The organism is Streptomyces sp. NPDC059718, assembly GCF_042733315.1.
GTDB lineage: Bacteria > Actinomycetota > Actinomycetes > Streptomycetales > Streptomycetaceae > Actinacidiphila.
On sequence record NZ_JBHWGA010000021.1, the window covers coordinates 21,681 to 38,657 of the forward strand.

The 16,977-nt window shown below is 72.6% G+C and carries 16 protein-coding genes; 5 read left to right on the plus strand and 11 right to left on the minus strand.

All coding sequences use genetic code 11. The annotated features are described in order from the left end of the window. Window positions 1–4 precede the first annotated feature (4 nt). The 10 genes from ACFV3E_RS23435 to ACFV3E_RS23480 all read right to left on the minus strand — a co-directional run bounded on the left by ACFV3E_RS23435 (window position 5) and on the right by ACFV3E_RS23480 (window position 9,183). Window positions 5–403: a hydrogenase maturation nickel metallochaperone HypA/HybF gene (locus tag ACFV3E_RS23435; protein WP_500536390.1), complete on the minus strand. Its 399-nt coding sequence runs from the start codon at window positions 401–403 to the stop codon at window positions 5–7. A 155-nt stretch (window positions 404–558) separates the two neighbouring features. After that, window positions 559–663 carry a DUF6893 family small protein gene (locus ACFV3E_RS23440; RefSeq protein ID WP_499609831.1) on the minus strand — a complete coding sequence of 35 codons (105 nt, stop codon included), beginning with the start codon at window positions 661–663 and terminating at the stop codon, window positions 559–561. Window positions 664–716: 53 nt separating this feature from the next. Continuing rightward, window positions 717–1,235 (minus strand): hydrogenase maturation protease, encoded by a 519-nt coding sequence (locus ACFV3E_RS23445; RefSeq protein ID WP_500536391.1) that lies wholly within the window; start codon window positions 1,233–1,235, stop codon window positions 717–719. Beyond that, window positions 1,232–2,596 carry a hypothetical protein gene (locus tag ACFV3E_RS23450; RefSeq protein ID WP_500536392.1) on the minus strand — a complete coding sequence of 455 codons (1,365 nt, stop codon included), beginning with the start codon at window positions 2,594–2,596 and terminating at the stop codon, window positions 1,232–1,234. Before ACFV3E_RS23450 ends, ACFV3E_RS23445 begins: the two co-directional genes overlap by 4 nt. Then, complete coding sequence (locus ACFV3E_RS23455) at window positions 2,593–3,243, minus strand: DUF6084 family protein (RefSeq protein WP_500536393.1); 651 nt, start codon at window positions 3,241–3,243, stop codon at window positions 2,593–2,595. Before ACFV3E_RS23455 ends, ACFV3E_RS23450 begins: the two co-directional genes overlap by 4 nt. Beyond that, the gene (locus tag ACFV3E_RS23460) at window positions 3,240–3,887 is read right to left on the minus strand and encodes a DUF5947 family protein (protein ID WP_500536394.1); all 648 of its coding nucleotides are present in this window, start codon (window positions 3,885–3,887) and stop codon (window positions 3,240–3,242) included. The genes ACFV3E_RS23455 and ACFV3E_RS23460 overlap by 4 nt, the downstream gene beginning before the upstream one ends. Continuing rightward, on the minus strand, window positions 3,884–4,405 hold the full coding sequence (locus ACFV3E_RS23465; protein ID WP_500536395.1) for a NifU-related iron-sulfur-binding protein: 522 nt from the start codon (window positions 4,403–4,405) through the stop codon (window positions 3,884–3,886). The genes ACFV3E_RS23460 and ACFV3E_RS23465 overlap by 4 nt, the downstream gene beginning before the upstream one ends. Next, the gene (locus ACFV3E_RS23470; RefSeq protein ID WP_500536396.1) at window positions 4,402–6,186 is read right to left on the minus strand and encodes a nickel-dependent hydrogenase large subunit; all 1,785 of its coding nucleotides are present in this window, start codon (window positions 6,184–6,186) and stop codon (window positions 4,402–4,404) included. Before ACFV3E_RS23470 ends, ACFV3E_RS23465 begins: the two co-directional genes overlap by 4 nt. Window positions 6,187–6,252: 66 nt before the next feature. Further along, entirely contained in the window at window positions 6,253–7,338 is a 1,086-nt protein-coding gene (locus ACFV3E_RS23475) for an NADH-quinone oxidoreductase subunit B family protein (protein ID WP_500536397.1), read from the minus strand. Window positions 7,339–7,470: 132 nt separating this feature from the next. Then, on the minus strand, window positions 7,471–9,183 hold the full coding sequence (locus ACFV3E_RS23480) for a hydrogenase maturation protein (RefSeq protein ID WP_500536398.1): 1,713 nt from the start codon (window positions 9,181–9,183) through the stop codon (window positions 7,471–7,473). 264 nt (window positions 9,184–9,447) lie between these two features. Here ACFV3E_RS23480 and ACFV3E_RS23485 point away from each other — a divergent pair, with 264 nt between their 5' ends. Beyond that, window positions 9,448–11,016, plus strand: coding sequence for a cellulose binding domain-containing protein (locus tag ACFV3E_RS23485; RefSeq protein ID WP_500536399.1), 1,569 nt, complete (start codon window positions 9,448–9,450; stop codon window positions 11,014–11,016). 298 nt (window positions 11,017–11,314) lie between these two features. Next, window positions 11,315–11,752, plus strand: a complete 438-nt coding sequence (locus ACFV3E_RS23490) for a subtilase-type protease inhibitor (RefSeq protein ID WP_500536400.1) — start codon at window positions 11,315–11,317, stop codon at window positions 11,750–11,752. Window positions 11,753–11,873: 121 nt separating this feature from the next. On the opposite strand, the gene ACFV3E_RS23495 is transcribed toward ACFV3E_RS23490, so the two are convergent. After that, entirely contained in the window at window positions 11,874–12,668 is a 795-nt protein-coding gene (locus ACFV3E_RS23495) for an SDR family NAD(P)-dependent oxidoreductase (protein ID WP_500536401.1), read from the minus strand. 294 nt (window positions 12,669–12,962) lie between these two features. Between ACFV3E_RS23495 and ACFV3E_RS23500 the strand changes: the two genes are divergently transcribed. The 3 genes from ACFV3E_RS23500 to ACFV3E_RS23510 all read left to right on the plus strand — a co-directional run bounded on the left by ACFV3E_RS23500 (window position 12,963) and on the right by ACFV3E_RS23510 (window position 16,878). Next, window positions 12,963–14,159 carry an alginate lyase family protein gene (locus ACFV3E_RS23500; RefSeq protein WP_500536402.1) on the plus strand — a complete coding sequence of 399 codons (1,197 nt, stop codon included), beginning with the start codon at window positions 12,963–12,965 and terminating at the stop codon, window positions 14,157–14,159. Between the two features lie 36 nt (window positions 14,160–14,195). Beyond that, a complete protein-coding gene (locus ACFV3E_RS23505; protein ID WP_500536403.1) occupies window positions 14,196–14,996 on the plus strand; it encodes a crotonase/enoyl-CoA hydratase family protein in 801 nt (266 codons plus the stop codon). A 238-nt stretch (window positions 14,997–15,234) separates the two neighbouring features. Beyond that, complete coding sequence (locus ACFV3E_RS23510; protein ID WP_500536404.1) at window positions 15,235–16,878, plus strand: M4 family metallopeptidase; 1,644 nt, start codon at window positions 15,235–15,237, stop codon at window positions 16,876–16,878. Window positions 16,879–16,977: the final 99 nt, after the last annotated feature.

The following is a 16,977-nucleotide window of genomic DNA, read 5'->3' on the forward strand; positions in this document are numbered from 1 at the left end:
GTCCTCAGCGCTCCTCGGGGAGTGTGGCGGCCGGCCGGCGCTGCGCGGCCCACCGCACCTCGGTGATCCGCAGTTCACGGCCGGACAGCAGCTCCGTGGCCGCGCTGTCACAGCCGGGACAGGTCAGCCGCGGGGGCATGCCGGTGGGCCAGTCCCGCGCGCAGCGCGCGCAGCGGGCCCGGCCGGGGACCGTCTCGGTGGTGAGGGCCGCGCCCTCCAGTACGGTGCCGGTGCAGGCGAGGTCGAAGCTGAAGGCGAGGGCGTCCGACACCACGCCGGCGAGTTCGCCGACCTCCAGGTGGACGGACTCCGCGGAGGGCGCCGCCCCCGTACCGTCCGCGAGCCGGGCGGCGGCCTCCTCGACCTGCTCCACCACCGCCACTGCGATGGACATCTCGTGCATCGGTCTCTTCTCCGGTATGCGGGTGCCGGCCGGGCCCCGGCTGCCGTCGCGCCCGGTGGGCGGTGCCGGCGGCTGACGCGGCTCATTGAAGGCCCGGCGCCCGGGGCACCCGGCCCGCCACGCCGCCGGGCCGGCGACGGCCTACCCGTTCGGCCTCACATGGACCGGATGTGCAGGTAGCGCTTCACGTCGGGCAGGACGCGGGACATGGCGAGGGCGGCCACGGCCGCGCCCACCGCGCTCAGGGCGATCTTCCACATGGCGGGGTGCTCCTTTCTGCTCGTTGCTGGGCTCTGTGGCCGCGGCGGGCCGGTCAGGCCACCGCGTGCGGGTCCGCCGGCCGGTCGCACTCCTCACCGACGACCCGCAGCACCAGGCGCACGGCCTCGTCCACGGCGGCGGACACGGGAGGGCTCAGGCCGATGCCCTCCTCCAGGCAGGCCGGCTCGCAGCCCACCACCAGGACCCGGGAGGGCCTGGGGGCACCCGTCCCGGCGCTGAGGGTGTCGAGCAGCGCCAGTACGGTGTCCGGGGTCATCCGGTGCCCGTCCACGAGGGCCTCGCCCGGGCCGTCGCCGCCGAGCGGCGGAGCCTCGATGAGGTGCAGCGTGCCGGGGGAGCCGCCGCGCGCGACGGCGTCGACGAGGACCACGCTGCGGTACCCGTCGAGGAGCTGGTAGGCCAGGTGCACGCCCCGCACGCCGGTGTCGGTGACATGCACGCCGTCGGGCAGCGGGTGCCCCGACAACCGGCGCACCACTTCGACGCCGAAGCCGTCGTCGCCCAGGAAGATGTTGCCGATGCCGGCGACCAGCACGCCGCCCGTGCTCACGCGTCCTCCAGGGGAGCGATTTCGTCGGGCTGGAAGTACAGGAAGCGCCCCTGTTCACGGCGGATCTCCGCGCCGGGGTCGCCGTCGACGGTGACCGCGAGGTGCACCCCGCCGTCCACGTCGTGCAGCACGGCCTCCACCTGGGCGCTGCGCCCGTGCAGGAACAGGTCCTGTGCGTCGGTGCGCCGCCGTCCCGGCTGCAGCACGACCCGGCTGCCCGCGGCCACCCAGGTGTCACCGACCATCACGCGGTCCCGGGCCGGGTCGACCGAGGCGTCGGCGCCGGGGTCCCACCAGGCGGTCTCGGGAACCGCAGCGGGCGGGCCTGCCGGAGCGGTGACCTCGTGCAGCGCGCGCACGGCCCCGTGCAGACGCTCCATCACCTCCGGCGGCATGGACTCGGCCAGGTCGATCACCGCGGCGGCCCGGTCGTCCGTACCGCGTGCCTGCCGCTTCTCCTCGTCGGTGAGGGCGGCGGTGCGCAGCGCCAGGATCTCGTCGATCTCGGTGGCGTCGTAGAGCGCCCCCGGGCTCTCCGGGGCGATCCGCGGATGGTCCTCCAGGATGATGGGGGAGGAGAGCACCACGTTCGCCGCGCCGTGGTCGCCCGCCAGCACCGGCCAGGTGTTCTCGTTGCGGCACTCGGCGACGGCGGCCTTCGCCCACTCCGGCGGGTCCGTCATCGACACGAAGTAGCCGGAGGTCAGACCCAGCATCAGATGGGCCGAGACCAACGAGTGCGGCAGCGCCTCCTCCCGGCTGGAGGCCAGGGCGGACCCGGTGTTCTCCGCGACCGCGGTGAGCCTCAGCACCCGGTAGGGGCCGGGCAGTTCCTCGGCGGAGATCCGCAGGACCCCCTCCAGGCGTGCCCGGCTGCGCAGGACGCGCCCGGCGGGGGCGCCGTCGGCACCGGTGACGATCTCGCTCTCCTCCGTCGCGGGGACGGTGAAGGGCAGGACGACGTCCTCGGCGGTCAGCGCCGCGATGTCGACGGACACCTCGACGCGTTCCTCCACGCCCTCGTCCCACGGGACCAGCACCCGGTCCGGCAGCTGGAGTTCGCCGGTGGGCTCGAACCCGCCGTCGATCAGGATCCGTTCCACCGTGCGCCGCTGGGCGTGCAGGAAGCGCAGCTCCGCGTGGAGCGCGGCGTCCGCGCGCGGCTCCATGAGGATCTGGGTCCGCTGGAGGACGGGTTCGCCGGACGCGTCCGCCCACACCGGGGGCACGAGCACCCCGAACTGCCAGCGCATCCGGTTCTTCGCCGAGGACGCCCGGTACGGGTAGAGCACGTAGCCCTCGAACAGGACGGCGTCGGCGGCCTGACGGGCCGTCGCGAAGCGTTCCGTGGCGGACGTCACCGGGTGGCACCCCCCGCCGGGGCGGCGGCGCCGGCGAGCAGGGCCTCGACGGTCGCCTCCCAGGAGGGCAGCGCGTGCGCGCTGCGGAAGGACCGCAGGGACTCCAGCGCCGTACGCGGGAGCCGGATCCACCCGCACCCCGGGAAGTGGGCGTCGATGGTCTCGCGCCACACCGCCACCGGCATGCGGCACACGGCCTCCTTGTCCCAGGGCACCGGCTGCACCTGGAAGCCGGCCGGGCCGAGGAAGGCGGTGCCGGAGAAGAGCAGCAGCAGCGGCGCCTCGCCGTCCTCCAGGGCCTCGAAGTACTTCGTCGAGGCGACGTCCATGTCGTAGGTGCACGGCACCGGCAGGTCCACCTCGGTCTCGCCGGTGAAGCCCGGCACCATCAGCGACACCTGGGCGAACTGCATCGGCTGCAGCGTGCTGCCCCACCGCTCGCGCTCGCCGAACAGGTCGCCGAGGCCCTGCGCCTCGGCGTCGCCGTAGGTCCGCTGCGCCGGTTCGATGCGCAACTGGCAGCGCAGCGCGAGGGCGTGCACCCGTTCCCCACCGGGGGCGGTGATGCGCAGCCGGAAGACCAGCGTCGGTCCGGCGGCGTAGCGGTCCGCCCGTACGCCCGTGCAGGCGAAGTCCAGCTCGGTCACGTCGGCAACCCCTCCCGCGGCACCGGTGCGGCCCGCTGTCGTACGTCGTCGAAGAAGGCGGCCAGTTCGGCACGGGCGCCGGAACCGCCGTCGAACCCCTGCCAGTTCAGGCGCAGCCGGCCCACCAGCTCGTAGGCGCGGTCGACCGGGAGGAGGAAGCACTCGCCGCCGTCGCCCCCGTCGCCGTCCCGGCGGACCAGCAGGGCCTCCACGTCCGGCCGCAGCGCGGCCGCCAGGGGCGAGTCGCCGAACACCGCCCGCCAGGTGCCGGGGTCGACCTCGCTCTCGGTGGCGCCGGCCGGGCTCGGGTAGAGGACCACCGGCCGGTCGAGCACCGAGTTGTGGAAGAAGAAGGCGACCGAGACGGGGATGCGCAGCCGCTGCCAGGAGGCCGTGCCGGGCACCGAGCCCGGGTCGCCGAGCACCCGGTCGGGCACGGAGGCGAAGCGGCCACCGCCGGCGCCGGGCCGTTCGAAGAGCAGCGCGCACGGCACGCAGGCGCAGGCCAGCGCGCGCTGGCCGGTGTCGACCAGGTGCCGGTGGGGGCCCGTCAGCTCCACCCCGCACAGCTCGCAGCGCTCGACCGCGGGCTGCCGGGGCGCCACGAAACGGCGCAGTCCGGCCGCGGGGGTCCGCGGGCTCACGGCGCCCCCGGCGGACGGTTGCCGATCTGCAGCAGCGCCGGTTCGCCCGCCGCCGGGCCGGAGCGCGGCATCTCGACCACCGTCACCTCGGGCGCGAAGCAGGACAGCGCGGCCTCGATGCGCTGCCGGGTGGCGTCCATGGTGCTGGGGCAGCCGCAGGCACCGTCCTCGCGGGCGTTCAGCCGCAGCGTGCCGGTCTCGGGGTCGAAGTGCTCGATGCCCACCGTCGCCCCGGCGCGCGCCGCTTCCACCGCGCGGCCGACCCGGGTGAGGGTGTCCTCGGGGTGCAGGTCGTGCAGGGTCAGCAGACCCGCCACCATCTCGTCGGCGATCAGCACGGCGAGCGGGTCGGCCGTGCCGTTCTTGAGGAGCGTGACGGCGCGGGTCAGGCCCGCGCCGTAGAACTCCATGAGGGTGCGCACCAGTTCCTCGGCGGCGCGTGCCGTCTCGCCGTCGCCGGAGGCCGCGAACGCGTCGAGGATCTCCTCGACGCGCCGCGCCGTCTGCTCCGCGCTCATCCGGCCATGCCGCTCAGACCCGTGGGGACGTGGAGCTTCTCCACGGTGCGCCCGCCGCCGACGTACATGTGGACGCCGCACGGCAGACACGGGTCGAAGCTGCGCACGGTCCGCATGATGTCGATGCCCTTGAAGTTCTCCGGGGAGTTCTCCTCGAAGATCGGGGTGTTCTGCACCGCGTCCTCGTACGGGCCCGGGGTGCCGAAGGTGTCGCGCACGCTGGCGTTCCACGGGGTCGGCGGGTACGGGTGGTAGTTGGCGATCTTGCCGTCGCGGATGACCATGTGGTGCGAGAGCACACCGCGCACGGCCTCGGTGAAGCCCACGCCGATGCTCTCGTCCGGGACCTCGAACTTCTCCCAGGTCTGGGTGCGGCCGGCGCGGACCTCGTCCAGCGCCTTCTCGCAGAAGTGCAGGGCGCAGGCGGCGGAGTAGGCCTGGAAGTAGGTGCGGGCCCGGTTGCGCTCCAGGGCGTTGCTCCACTGCGGGATCTTCCACTCGAACGTGGTCTCCGGCTTGGTCAGCGTCTTGGGCAGGTTGATCACCACGCTGTGCCCGGTGGCCTTCACGTACCCCATGTCGACCAGGCCGTTGAGCGCGGTGGACCACAGGCGGGCGAGCGGGCCGCCGCCGGTGTCCAGCGCCAGGTAGTCCTTGCCGTCGAACCAGCGCGGGGACATCACCCAGCTGTACTTGTCGTCGAAGTCGCGCTTCTGGGGCGCGGGGATGGTGTGCTGGTTCCACGGGTGCCGCGGGTCGACCGGGTTGCCGAGCGGGTCGTGGGTGACGAACTGCTCCTGGCCCTCCCAGTCCTGGTAGTAGGAGCTGCCCAGCAGGATGCGGATGCCCAGGTTGATCTGCGTGAGGTCGTTGGTGACCAGCTTCCCGTCCACCACGATGCCGGGGGAGACGAACATCTTCCGTCCCCAGTCGGTCATGTTGGCGTACGTGAAGTCGCAGTGGTCCGGGTCGTTGAGGGCGCCCCAGCAGCCGAGCATGATGCGGCGGCGGCCGACCTCCTCGTAGCCGGGCAGGGCCTCGTAGAAGAAGTCGAAGAGGTCGTCGTGGAGCGGGACGACGCGCTTCATGAACTCCACGTACCGCATCAGCCGGGTGAGGTAGTCGGTGAACAGCTGCACCGACGCGATGGTGCCGACGCCGCCCGCGTAGAGGGTGGAGGGGTGGACGTGCCGGCCCTCCATCAGGCAGAACATCTCGCGGGTGTACCGGCTGACCTGCAGCGCCTCGCGGTAGAACTCGCCCTCGAGCGGGTTGAGGGAGCGCATGATGTCGCCGATGGTGCGGTAGCCGTGCTCGGCGGCGTGCGGTGCCTCGGTGCGGTTGGCCTGCTCCAGGACGCCCGGGTTGGTCTCGCGGACCATCTTCTCGCAGTAGTCGACCCCGACCAGGTTCTCCTGGAAGATGTTGTGGTCGAACATGTACTCCGCGGACTCGCCGAGGTTGATGATCCACTCGCCGAGGTGCGGCGGCTTCACCCCGTACGCCATGTTCTGCGTGTAGACCGAGCAGGTGGCGTGGTTGTCGCCGCAGATGCCGCAGATCCGGCTGGTGATGAAGTGCGCGTCGCGGGGGTCCTTGCCCCGCATGAAGACGCTGTAGCCGCGGAAGACCGACGAGGTGCTGTAACACTCCGCGACGCGCTTCTGCTTGAAGTCGATCTTCGTGTGGATGCCGAGGCTGCCCACGATCCGGGTGATCGGATCCCAGGACATCTCCATCAGGCCACTGCCGTCTCCGGCCGTCTTCGTCTTCGGAGCCATGGTGTGTGCGTGCCCTTCGTCAAGCGGGGGAGGGGGGTGGTCAGTGGCCGGGGCGGTGCCGTGAGGTCACCAGGGCGCCTTGTAGCCGGTGGTGAGCTTCCGGCCGGTGTGACGCCACTTGGGCTCCTTGTCCACGGTCCTGGCCGTGATGGAGCGCAGCCGCCGGATCGCCGCGCCGTACGCGCCGCTGGCGGTGCTGGACAGCCGCGCGCCGGGGGGCTCGTCCATGAACGGCATGAACATGTCCGGGAAACCGGGCATGGTGCAGGCGATGCAGATGCCGCCGACGTTGGGGCAGCCGCCGATGCCGTCCATCCAGCCGCGCTTGGGGACGTTGCACTTCACGACCGGGCCCCAGCAGCCGATCTTCACCAGGCACTGCGGCGAGTCGTAGCGGTCGGCGAACTGCCCCTGCTCGTAGTAGCCCGCCCGGTCGCAGCCCTCGTGCACGGTCGCGCCGAACAGCCAGGCCGGGCGCAGCTTGTCGTCCAGCGGGATCATCGGCGCGGAGCCGGCCGCCTGGTAGAGCAGGTACGTCAGCGTCTCGGCGAAGTTGTCCGGCTGGATGGGGCAGCCGGGCACGCAGACGATCGGGATGCCCGCCTTGGACTTCCACTCCCAGCCCAGGTAGTCCGGCACGCCCATGGCGCCGGTCGGGTTGCCCTCCATGGCGTGGATGCCCCCGTAGGTGGCACACGTGCCGATGGCGACCACGGCCAGGGCCTTGGGCGCGAGCCGGTCGATCCACTCGCTGGTGGTGATCGGCTGGCCCGTCTCGGGGTTGTCGCCGAAACCGCACCAGTAGCCCTCCGCCTTGATCGCCTCGTTGGGGACGGACCCCTCGACGACCAGGACGAACGGCTCGATCTCGCCGCGTTCGGCCTTGAAGAACCACTCGATGAAGGTGTCGGCGCCCCCGACCGGACCGCACTCGAAGTCGATCAGCGGCCAGTGCACCTGGATCTCGGGGAGCCCGGGAAGGGCGCCCAGGACGATCTCCTCGATGCTGGGCAACGTCGCGGCGGTCAGCGACACCGAGTCGCCGTCGCAACTGAGCCCCGCGTTGATCCAGAGAATGTGGATCGGGGCCTGCTCGTCCCCGGCTGCCGGGGTACGCGCGGCGTCGTTCTTGGTCGAAGCAGTCGCATCCATCGGGATGCCTCCTCATCGAGCGACAAATGCCACATAAAGGCATCTATCCCCCTTGATAGCGAGTGGCTCGCCGGGAGGGGACGTTGAAGAGGGCCAATACGGTGACCGCCCCGCGATCCGCGCGGCCGCGCCTCAGGGGCAGGAGGCCGCCGGCGCCTCCCGCAGGTGCGGTGGGGTGCCGGCGGGGGTGCGACGGTGGACGAAGGCGGAGCGGAGGGCGTGGTACGGGGACCGGGGGTCGAAGAAGGCCTCGCGCATGCGGGACAGCTCCTCGGAGCGGTGGGACGCCAGGGGGCGCTCCGCCTCGCGGCGCTCGGCCTCCGCCTTCTTGGCGGCGATCCTGGGCTGGGTCCCGGCCGTACGGGCCAGGCGGGCCGCGAGGCGGGCGACGTCGGCGCCGAACTCCTGCGGGCCGCACATCAGCAGCCGGTCCACCAGGCCGATCCGCAGGGCGGCGGCCGCGCCCACCGGGAGCGCCTGCTCCGTCAGGCGCGCGGTCATGGCAGGACCGACCCGGCGGGGCAGGGTGTACGTCCAGTACTCGGAGCCGTACAGGCCCATCAGGCGGTAGTGCGGGTTGAGCACCGCGCCCTGGCGGCACCAGACCTCGTCGGCGGCGAGGGCGAGCATCACGCCGCCCGCGCCCGCGTTGCCGCCGAGCGCGGCGACCACCAGGCGGTCGGTGGTGGTCAGGACCGCCTCGACCAGGTCGTCGATGGCGGTGATGTTGTCCCAGGACTCGGCGGCCGGGTCCGCGGCGGCCTCGATGGCCTTGAGGTCGATGCCGTTGGAGAAGACGTCCCGGGCGCCGCCCAGCACGAGCACCGAGGTGGGCCGCGTGCAGGCGTGGCGGTACGCGGCGAGGAGCCGGCGGCAGTCGGCGGCGGACATCGCGCCGCCCGCGAACGTGAACGACAGGACGCCCGCCGCGCCGTCCTCGCGGTAGCGGATGTCGGCCCAGGTGGCACGGTCGCCGGCGAGCTCCGGGGGCAACGGTTCCTCCGGCAGCGGCGGCAGGAGCGCGCCGAGGGCGGTGACGGCGGGCAGCGCGAAGGTGGACGGGCCGCCGGGGGCGGGACGGGGCCGCAGCCGGGGGATCCACACGGCGCCGTCGCGGGTGGCCCGGCAGACCGCGCCCGCGCGCGTGGCCAGCAGCCGCCCGGGCTCGCCGCGCAGCCGGTCCTCGGGGTGGCCGCCGTGCAGGAACCAGCGGGCGCCGAGGAGCTCGTCCAGGACGCCGGGCCGCGAGTCGGCGGCGCGCAGCTTGCGCAGCACGGTCGTGGTCGGGTCGGCGGCCCAGTCGATGCGCCGCTCGTCCTGGCCGAGGGCGGGGCGGAGGCGGACGACCGCTCCGAGGGCCGGGTCGCCCTGCTGCCGCGGGACGTACGCGCCCGTCGCGAACCGGTCGACGGCCAGCAGGACGGCCTCCATGGCGGCGTCCGAGATCTCGCCCCGGTACAGGTCGCTCTTGCCGACCGGGGGCACCGCGCAGTCCACCGCGGCCCAGACCGGACCCGCGTCCATCTCCTCCTCGGCCTGCAGGACCGTCACGCCCCATGCGGCGACGCCCTCCTGGACGGCACGGTCCAGGGAGGCGGGGCCGCGGTCTCCGGGTGGCCCCGGGTGCACGACGAGGCAGGTGCGGGCGGTCCTGACGTCCGCGGGGATCGCCGCCTTGAGCATGGGTGCCACGACGAGTTCCGGCTCGTGGCGGGCGACCGCCGTGCGCATGGCGTCGCCGTCCGGTGTCACCTCCACGGCGACGGTGTGGCCCAGCTCGCCGAGTTCCGCGTACATGCGCTGCGTCAGGCTGTTGAACGCCGACGCCATGAGCAGGATGTGCATGACGACCTCCCGGGCCGCCCGGCACGATCGGGGAGGGGGGAGCACCGGCCCCGGCCTTCAGCGATGATGCCTGCCCCGCGGGTGTCCGCGGGTGCGGCCCGGCTGCGGTTCACCCGGTTGCCACCGGGCCGGCCGCCACTCAGGGGGCGTGGCTCCGCGATCCAGGACCGTTCCGCGTATTGACGCGAACGCATCAACTCGATAGGTCTACACCAGATGCATTTGGTACAGACCAACTGCGCGTTCCCCCCACGGGAGGCCCGGATGCGAAGAACTCTGGCCCTGGTCACCGCGCTCGTCGGAGCGCTCGTCCTGCTCCTCGCCCCGCCCGCCGCCGCGGCGGCGCCGAGCGCGGCCTTCGTCAAGACGTCCACCTGGGAGACCGGTTACCAGGGGCAGTACACGATCACCAACGGCGGCACCACCACCCTCAGTGGATGGACCGTCGAGTTCGACCTGCCGTCCGGGACGAGCGTCGGCTCGTACTGGGACACCCTGATGACCCAGAGCGGCAGCCACTACACCTTCAAGAACCGCGACTACAACGGCACCCTCGCGCCCGGCGCGACCGCTGCCTTCGGCTGGGTCTCCTCGGGCACCGGGGCGCCCGCGAACTGCAAGCTCAACGGCGGGTCCTGCACGGGCACCGGCGGCGGACCGGACACCACCGCGCCCAGCGTCCCCGGCGGGGTGAGCGTCGGCTCGGCCACCTCCTCCTCCCTCACCGTCCGCTGGACGGCCTCCACCGACAACTCCGGCAGCGTCGCCGGCTACGAGGTCTCCCGGGACGGCGGCGCGCCCGTCGCCGTGACCGGCACCTCGTACACCGCCGGCGGGCTGCAGGCGAGCACCGGCTACTCCTTCCGGGTCCGCGCCAAGGACGCGGCGGGCAACACCTCCGCGTACAGCACCGCCGTGAGCGGCACGACCACCTCCGGCGGCACCAACCCGCCTCCGGGCGGCGTGCGTACCGCGCCGTACGTCGACATGGGCGCCTGGCCGACGCCCAGCCTCACCACGCTGTCCTCGGCGAGCGGCCTGAAGAGCTTCACGATGGCCTTCATCACCGCCTCGTCCTGCAAGGCGATGTGGTTCAACGCCTATGACCCGCGCGACGCCTGGAACAAGGACCAGATCGACGCGATCCGCGCGGCCGGCGGTGACGTCAAGATCTCCTTCGGCGGTGCCAGCGGCATCGAACTCGCGCAGGCCTGCGGCTCCGTCGACGCGTTGTACGCCGAGTACAACGCGGTGGTCAGCGCCTACGGCCTGACGTACGCCGACTTCGACATCGAGGGCGCCGCCACCGCCGACCCGGCGTCCGTCGCCCGCCGCTCCCAGGCACTGGCCCGCCTCCAGCAGGCCCACCCGGGGCTGCGGATCTCGCTCACCCTGCCCGTCCTGCCGGAGGGGCTCACGGCGGACGGTCTGGGCGTCGTGCGCTCGGCCCGGGACGCCGGGGTGAACCTCGACGTCGTCAACATCATGGCGATGGACTACTACCGCAGCGCCGACTACGGCGACGCGGCGATCCAGGCGGCCAACAGCACCTTCACCCAGCTCAAGTCGCTCTACCCCGGCAAGTCCGACGCCCAGCTGTGGGCGATGGTGGGCGTCACGCCGATGCTCGGGCAGAACGACGACGGCCGGATCTACGACCAGGCCGACGCCCGCCAGTTGGTGAGCTTCGCCCAGGGCAAGCACCTCGGTCTGCTCGCCTTCTGGGAGACGACCCGGGACCGCAACGCCTGCACCGGCGCGCTCTACATGTGCACCAACATCCCGCAGTCCCCGTACGAGTTCTCGCGGATCTTCGCGGGCTACACGGGCTAGCACCCCTCGGGACCGCCCCGACGGGCCGCCGTCGTGTGGAGAACACGGCGGCGGCCCGCTGCTTTCCGGCCGATGTGGAGACGGTGTGCCGATCCGTGAAGGCGCTTTCACGGAGGCCCCGGCTCCGCTGAGTCCATTCACCCGGACGCCCAGCCCACCGCAAGTGCGACACAACGGATAGTACACATTGTGAACAACCGGTGACCGAAAGTCGCGGAGCGATGTGACGAGCGGGCGTTCGATGCACAAGACTCCTCGACGTCCGATATCCGGATCAAGTGCCGAAGGAGTGTTCGCTATGCGGTTCAGTGCGGTGGGGACCTGCCTGGCCCTGGTGGCGGCGGTGTGTTCGGCGGGGGTCGCGGCCGGCTCGGCGGAGGCCCGTCCGACCGGGGCGACGAGCCTGTACGCGCCGTCCGCGCTCGTCCTGTCCGTGGGGAAGGGGGAAGACCCCGCGACGGCGACGATACAGCGCGCGGTCGTGCTGCGGTGCAATCCCACCCCGTACGGGGACCACCCGGACCCGGTGGCCGCCTGCGCCGAGCTCACCGCGGTCCACGGGGACTTCGCGGCGATGACGGCCGACGCCGGGGGCGTGACCTGCACCCGGGTGTGGGACCCGGTCGTGGTCACCGCCGACGGGGTCTGGGAAGGCCGGCGCGTCACCTTCGCGCAGACCTTCGGCAACCCGTGCATGCTGCGCGGCAGCGACACGGCCGGCGTCTTCGCCTTCTGACGCCGATGCCGTGAACCAAGGCCACGGGGTTCACCGTGGGGGAGAGCCCTGTGAGGGGGCGGCCGACTCGTGGGACGGGGTCGGCCGCCCCTGTTTTCCGTGTTGCCGCCGTGGCGGGGTGTCAGGTCATCTTGATCTGGCCGCCGTCGATGGTGAACTCAGCGCCCGTGACGTTGCCCGCGACGGGCGAGGCGAGGAAGGCGACCAGGGCGGCGACCTCCTCGGGCTCGGTGACCCGCCCCGTGGAGATGCCCATGGTGCGCGGCACGACCTCGTCCAGGGCCTCCTGGGCGCTGGTCCCGACCGCCGCGGCCGTCTGGTCGGCGAAGGCCCCGGGGGCGGTCCAGAAGGGCGTGCGGACGGGGCCGGGGGCGACCGCGTTGACGCGGACGCCCCGCGGGGCGAACTCCTCGGACAGTGACTTCGTCAGGTTCGCCAGCGCGGCCTTGGCGGCCGAGTAGTCCACGACCATGGGGAAGGGGAGGCGCGCGTTGACGGACGTGATGTTCACGATCGCGCCGCCGCCCGCCGCCACCATGTGGGGGAGCGCGGCGCGGGTGGCGCGGACCGCGCTGAAGAAGGAGATCTCGAAGACGCGCCGCCACTCCGCGTCGTCCACCTCGAGGAAGCTGCTGCGGGACGTCCCGGAGCCCACGTTGTTGACCAGGATGTCGACGGCTCCGTAGCGCTCCGCGGCCTGCCGTACGAGCTCGGCGGGGCCGTCCGGGGTGGAGAGGTCGACGGCCACGGGGGTCACCTCGTAGGCGTCCTGGAGGGCTCGCGTCTGCGGGGTGACGCTGCGGCTGCCCGCGACGACGCGCACGCCCTCACGCGCGAGCGTCTCCGTCACCGTCAGGCCGATGCCCCGTCCGGCTCCGGTGACCACCGCGACCTTGCCCTGAAGCTGCAGTTCCATGGGGACCCCTTCGGGATGGGCGCATGTGTATCGAGCCTGGGGGAGGGGAGGAAGGCCCGCCATCGGAGGGCCGCCGGGCGGAGGCCGGGTGTGAGGGTGGGTCAGATACGTGTCCTCGCGCCCCGCCGACACCGCGGAGCCGTGCGCGTCGCGGTAGCAGGTATCAGCCGTGCACGACAGGGGACTTGACGGGGCATTGGTCTAGTCCTACCGTCATCCGTCAATCGCAGTGTTCACGGGTGCATCCATGGTTCACCCATGTGAACATGCCGTCTCCTGGGAAGGCGTCCCCCCATGTCCCACAGATCACAAGGTCTCCTCACCAAGGGCGTCTTCGCCCTCGTCGCGGCGCTGGTCGCCGCCCTCCTGACCGCATTGCCCGGCAGCGGTCGGGCCGACGCCGCGCCGGCTGCCTTCAGCCACCCCGGCGTCCTGGTCAGCCGAGCCCAACTCGACTTCGCACGCGGCAAGGTGCAGGCCGGAGCGCAGCCCTGGAAGGGCGCGTACGACCAGATGATGGCGTCCGCGTACGCCTCGCAGTCGCGCACCCCCAAGCCGCGCGCGGTCGTCGAGTGCGGCTCCTACTCCAACCCCAACTACGGCTGCACCGACGAGCGCGAGGACGCGATCGCCGCCTACACCAACGCGCTGGCCTGGTACATCACCCGTGACGCCAAGTACGCGCAGAAGGCGATCCAGCTGATGGACGCCTGGTCGGCTACCATCACCGACCACACCAACAGCAACGCCCCGCTGCAGACCGGCTGGGCGGGCTCGGTGTGGCCGCGCGCGGCGGAGATCATCCGCTACACGTACACCAGCTGGCCGAACGTGAACCGCTTCGCCACCATGCTGCGCAACGTCTACCTCCCCGAGGTCATCAACGGCTCGAAGAGCAACGGCAACTGGGAACTCAGCATGATGGAGGCCGCCGTCGGCATCTCCGTCTTCCTCGACGACCGCACCTCGTACGACAAGGCCGTGACCCGCTACCTCAACCGGGTCGCCGCGTACGTCTACCTGGACACCGACGGCGCGCTGCCCAAGACCGTGCCCGGCAGCGGGCTCGACACCCGCGACGAGATCGTCGGCTACTGGCAGGGCCAGTCCACCTTCGTGACCGGTCTGACCCAGGAGACCTGCCGCGACTTCACGCACACCGGCTACGGCATCTCGTCGATCTCGCACGTCGCGGAGACCAGCCGCATCCAGGGCGAGGACCTCTACCCGCAGGTCGGCGAACGGCTCCGGCAGGCGCTGGGCTTCCAGTCCAAGTACCAGCGGGGCGAGGCCGTGCCGTCCTGGCTGTGCGGCGGGCACCTCAACCTGGGGCTCGGACCGGTCACCGAGGTCGGCTACAACGCGATCCACAACCGGCTCGGCTACGCCATGACCAACACCCAGGCGCTCACCGAGTCCCAGCGCCCGGCCGGCAGCAACAACCTCTTCGTCGCCTGGGAGACCCTGACCCACGGCGATAACCTCTCCTGACCAGGCAGAGGTGACAGGCGGCGGAGGGAACAGGCCATGCCCGTACGTGTCGAGCGCAGCGGACCCGTCACCACGGTGGTGCTCTCGCGCCCCGAGGCGCGCAACGCCGTCGACGGCCCGACGGCGCGCGAGCTGGCCGACGCCTTCCGCGAGTTCGACGCCGACCCCGGCGCCTCGGTCGCCGTGTTGTGGGGCGAGGGCGGCACCTTCTGTGCGGGTGCCGACCTCAAGGCCATCGGAACCCCGCGCGGCAACGAGGTGACCGACGTGGGGGAAATCGGGGGCGGCGGGGACGGCGGGGACGGCGGGGACGGCCCGATGGGGCCCACCCGCCTGCGGCTGGGCAAGCCGGTCATCGCGGCGATCTCGGGTCACGCGGTGGCCGGCGGCCTGGAACTGGCCCTCTGGTGCGACCTGCGGGTCGCCGAGGAGGACGCCGTGCTCGGGGTGTTCTGCCGGCGCTGGGGCGTGCCCCTGATCGACGGCGGGACAGTACGGCTGCCGAGGCTGATCGGCACCTCCCGCGCGATGGACCTGATCCTGACGGGGCGTCCGGTCGACGCGGCCGAGGCGTACGCCATGGGTCTGGTCAACCGGGTCGTCCCGGCCGGCGGGGCGCGCGCCGCCGCCGAGGGGCTCGCCGCGGAGATCGCCGCCTTCCCTCAGACCTGCGTACGGCACGACCGGCTCGCGGTGCTGGAGGCCGAGGGGCTGGGGGAAACGGCCGCGCTCGAGGCCGAGTTGCGGCACGGCCGGGTGTCCCTCGCGGAAGCGGGGGAGGGGGCGGCGCGCTTTTCGGCGGGGGCCGGGAGGCACGGCGCGTTCGAGGTGAGCTGACCGGCGCGGAACGTCCACGGGGGCCGATCCGCGCCGGTCGTCCGGCTGACCCGCGCCCGTCGCGTGTCCGCCGTGTGTGGTTCGGCCGGTTCCCGTGTGTGGACCACGGACGCGCTCTGGACATCCGCATGTCATGGGCACTTAAATCTGGCACCGCCTCACCTCCGCACCGGGGCCCGCCCCACCGTGGCCGGACGCAGATGCGGGGACCGCGCACGCCCCCCACCAGAGGAGCACGATGCAGCCCAGCACCAGACGTGCCGCGACCGCCATATCCGCGGCGCTCGCCGCGACCGCCGTCACGGCCGCCCTCCTGACGCCCTCCGCGGCGTCCGCGTCCGGACGTGACCTCCCCTCCCGGGCCACCGGCGTCGCCCGCGCCGACGCCGCCGTCACGGCCAACGCCGGAGGGCTCTCCCTCACGTCCGCGCAGGGCCGTACCGTCCGCGACGTCGTCACCGACACGGACGGCGCCCAGCACGTCCGCTACGACCGGACCTACCGCGGACTGCCGGTCCTCGGCGGCGACCTCGTCGTCCACCTCGCCCCGGGCGGTGCCTACGAGGGCGCCGAGCGGGCCACCCGCTCCGACCTCGCCGTCCCGAGCACCACCCCCGCCGTCAAGGCCGCGACCGCCGCCGACAAGGGCCTGGCCGCGCTCCGTTCCGCCCACCGCGGGACCACGTTCCGGCAGGCCAAGGCCAAGCCGCGGCTCGTCGTCGACGCGCTGCACGGCACGCCCCGGCTGGCCTGGCGCACCACCGCCGTCGGCCTCGACAGCCTGGGCAACCCCGCCGCCCGCGTCGTCCTCACCGACGCCCGCACCGGCGCCCGCATCGACGCCTGGGACGCCCTGGAGACCGCCGCCGGGGACGGCAAGTCCCTGTACGGCGGCACCGTGTCCCTGGAGACCACCCTCAGCGGCAGCACCTACCAGCTGAAGGACCCCACCCGCGGCAACACCTACACCGGCGACGCGCAGAACAAGACCGACCTGTGCATCTTCGGCATCTGCTTCTCCCGTGCCCCCGCGGTCCTCTTCACCGACGCCGACAACCACTGGGGCACCGGCACCACCGCCGACCGTGCGACGGCCGCCGTCGACGCCCAGTACGGCACCGACGAGACCTGGGACTACTACAAGACCGTCCACGGCCGCAGCGGCATCGCCGGCGACGGCAAGGGCTCGTACAACCGCGTCCACTACGGCAACAACTACAACAACGCCTTCTGGGACGACAGCTGCTTCTGCATGACCTACGGCGACGGTGACGGCACCACCTTCGGGCCGCTGGTCGCCCTCGACGTCGCCGGGCACGAGATGTCCCACGGGGTCACCTCGCGCACCGCGGGCCTCACCTACTCCGGGGAGTCCGGCGGCCTCAACGAGGCCACCTCGGACATCTTCGGCACGCTGGTCGAGTGGTACGCGGGCAACGCCTCCGACACCGGGGACTACCTCATCGGCGAGCGCATCGTGAAGTCCGGCTTCGGCAAGGCAGCGCTGCGCTTCATGGACAAGCCCTCCAAGGACGGCAGTTCCGCCGACTGCTGGAGCTCGGGCGTCGGCAACCTCGACGTCCACTACTCTTCCGGCGTCGCCAACCACTTCGCCTACCTGCTGGCCGAGGGCAGCGGCGCCAGGACCATCAACGGCGTCAGCTACGACAGCCCCACCTGCAACGGCTCCACGGTGGGCGGCATCGGCCGCGACAAGCTCGGCAAGATCTGGTACCGCGCCCTCACGGTCTACATGACCTCCGGCACCAACTACGCGGGCGCCCGCACCGCCACCCTCAAGGCCGCCACCGACCTCTACGGCGCGTCGAGCGCCGAGTACACCGCCGTGGCCGCCGCCTGGTCCGCCGTCAACGTCAACTGACGCCGACGCCGGCGCCGGGAGCGCAGCACCGGCCCGGGGGGGGGGGGCCCCACCCCCCCGGGGGCGCCGGGGGGGGGCCGCCCGGGGGCGCGGGGGCCC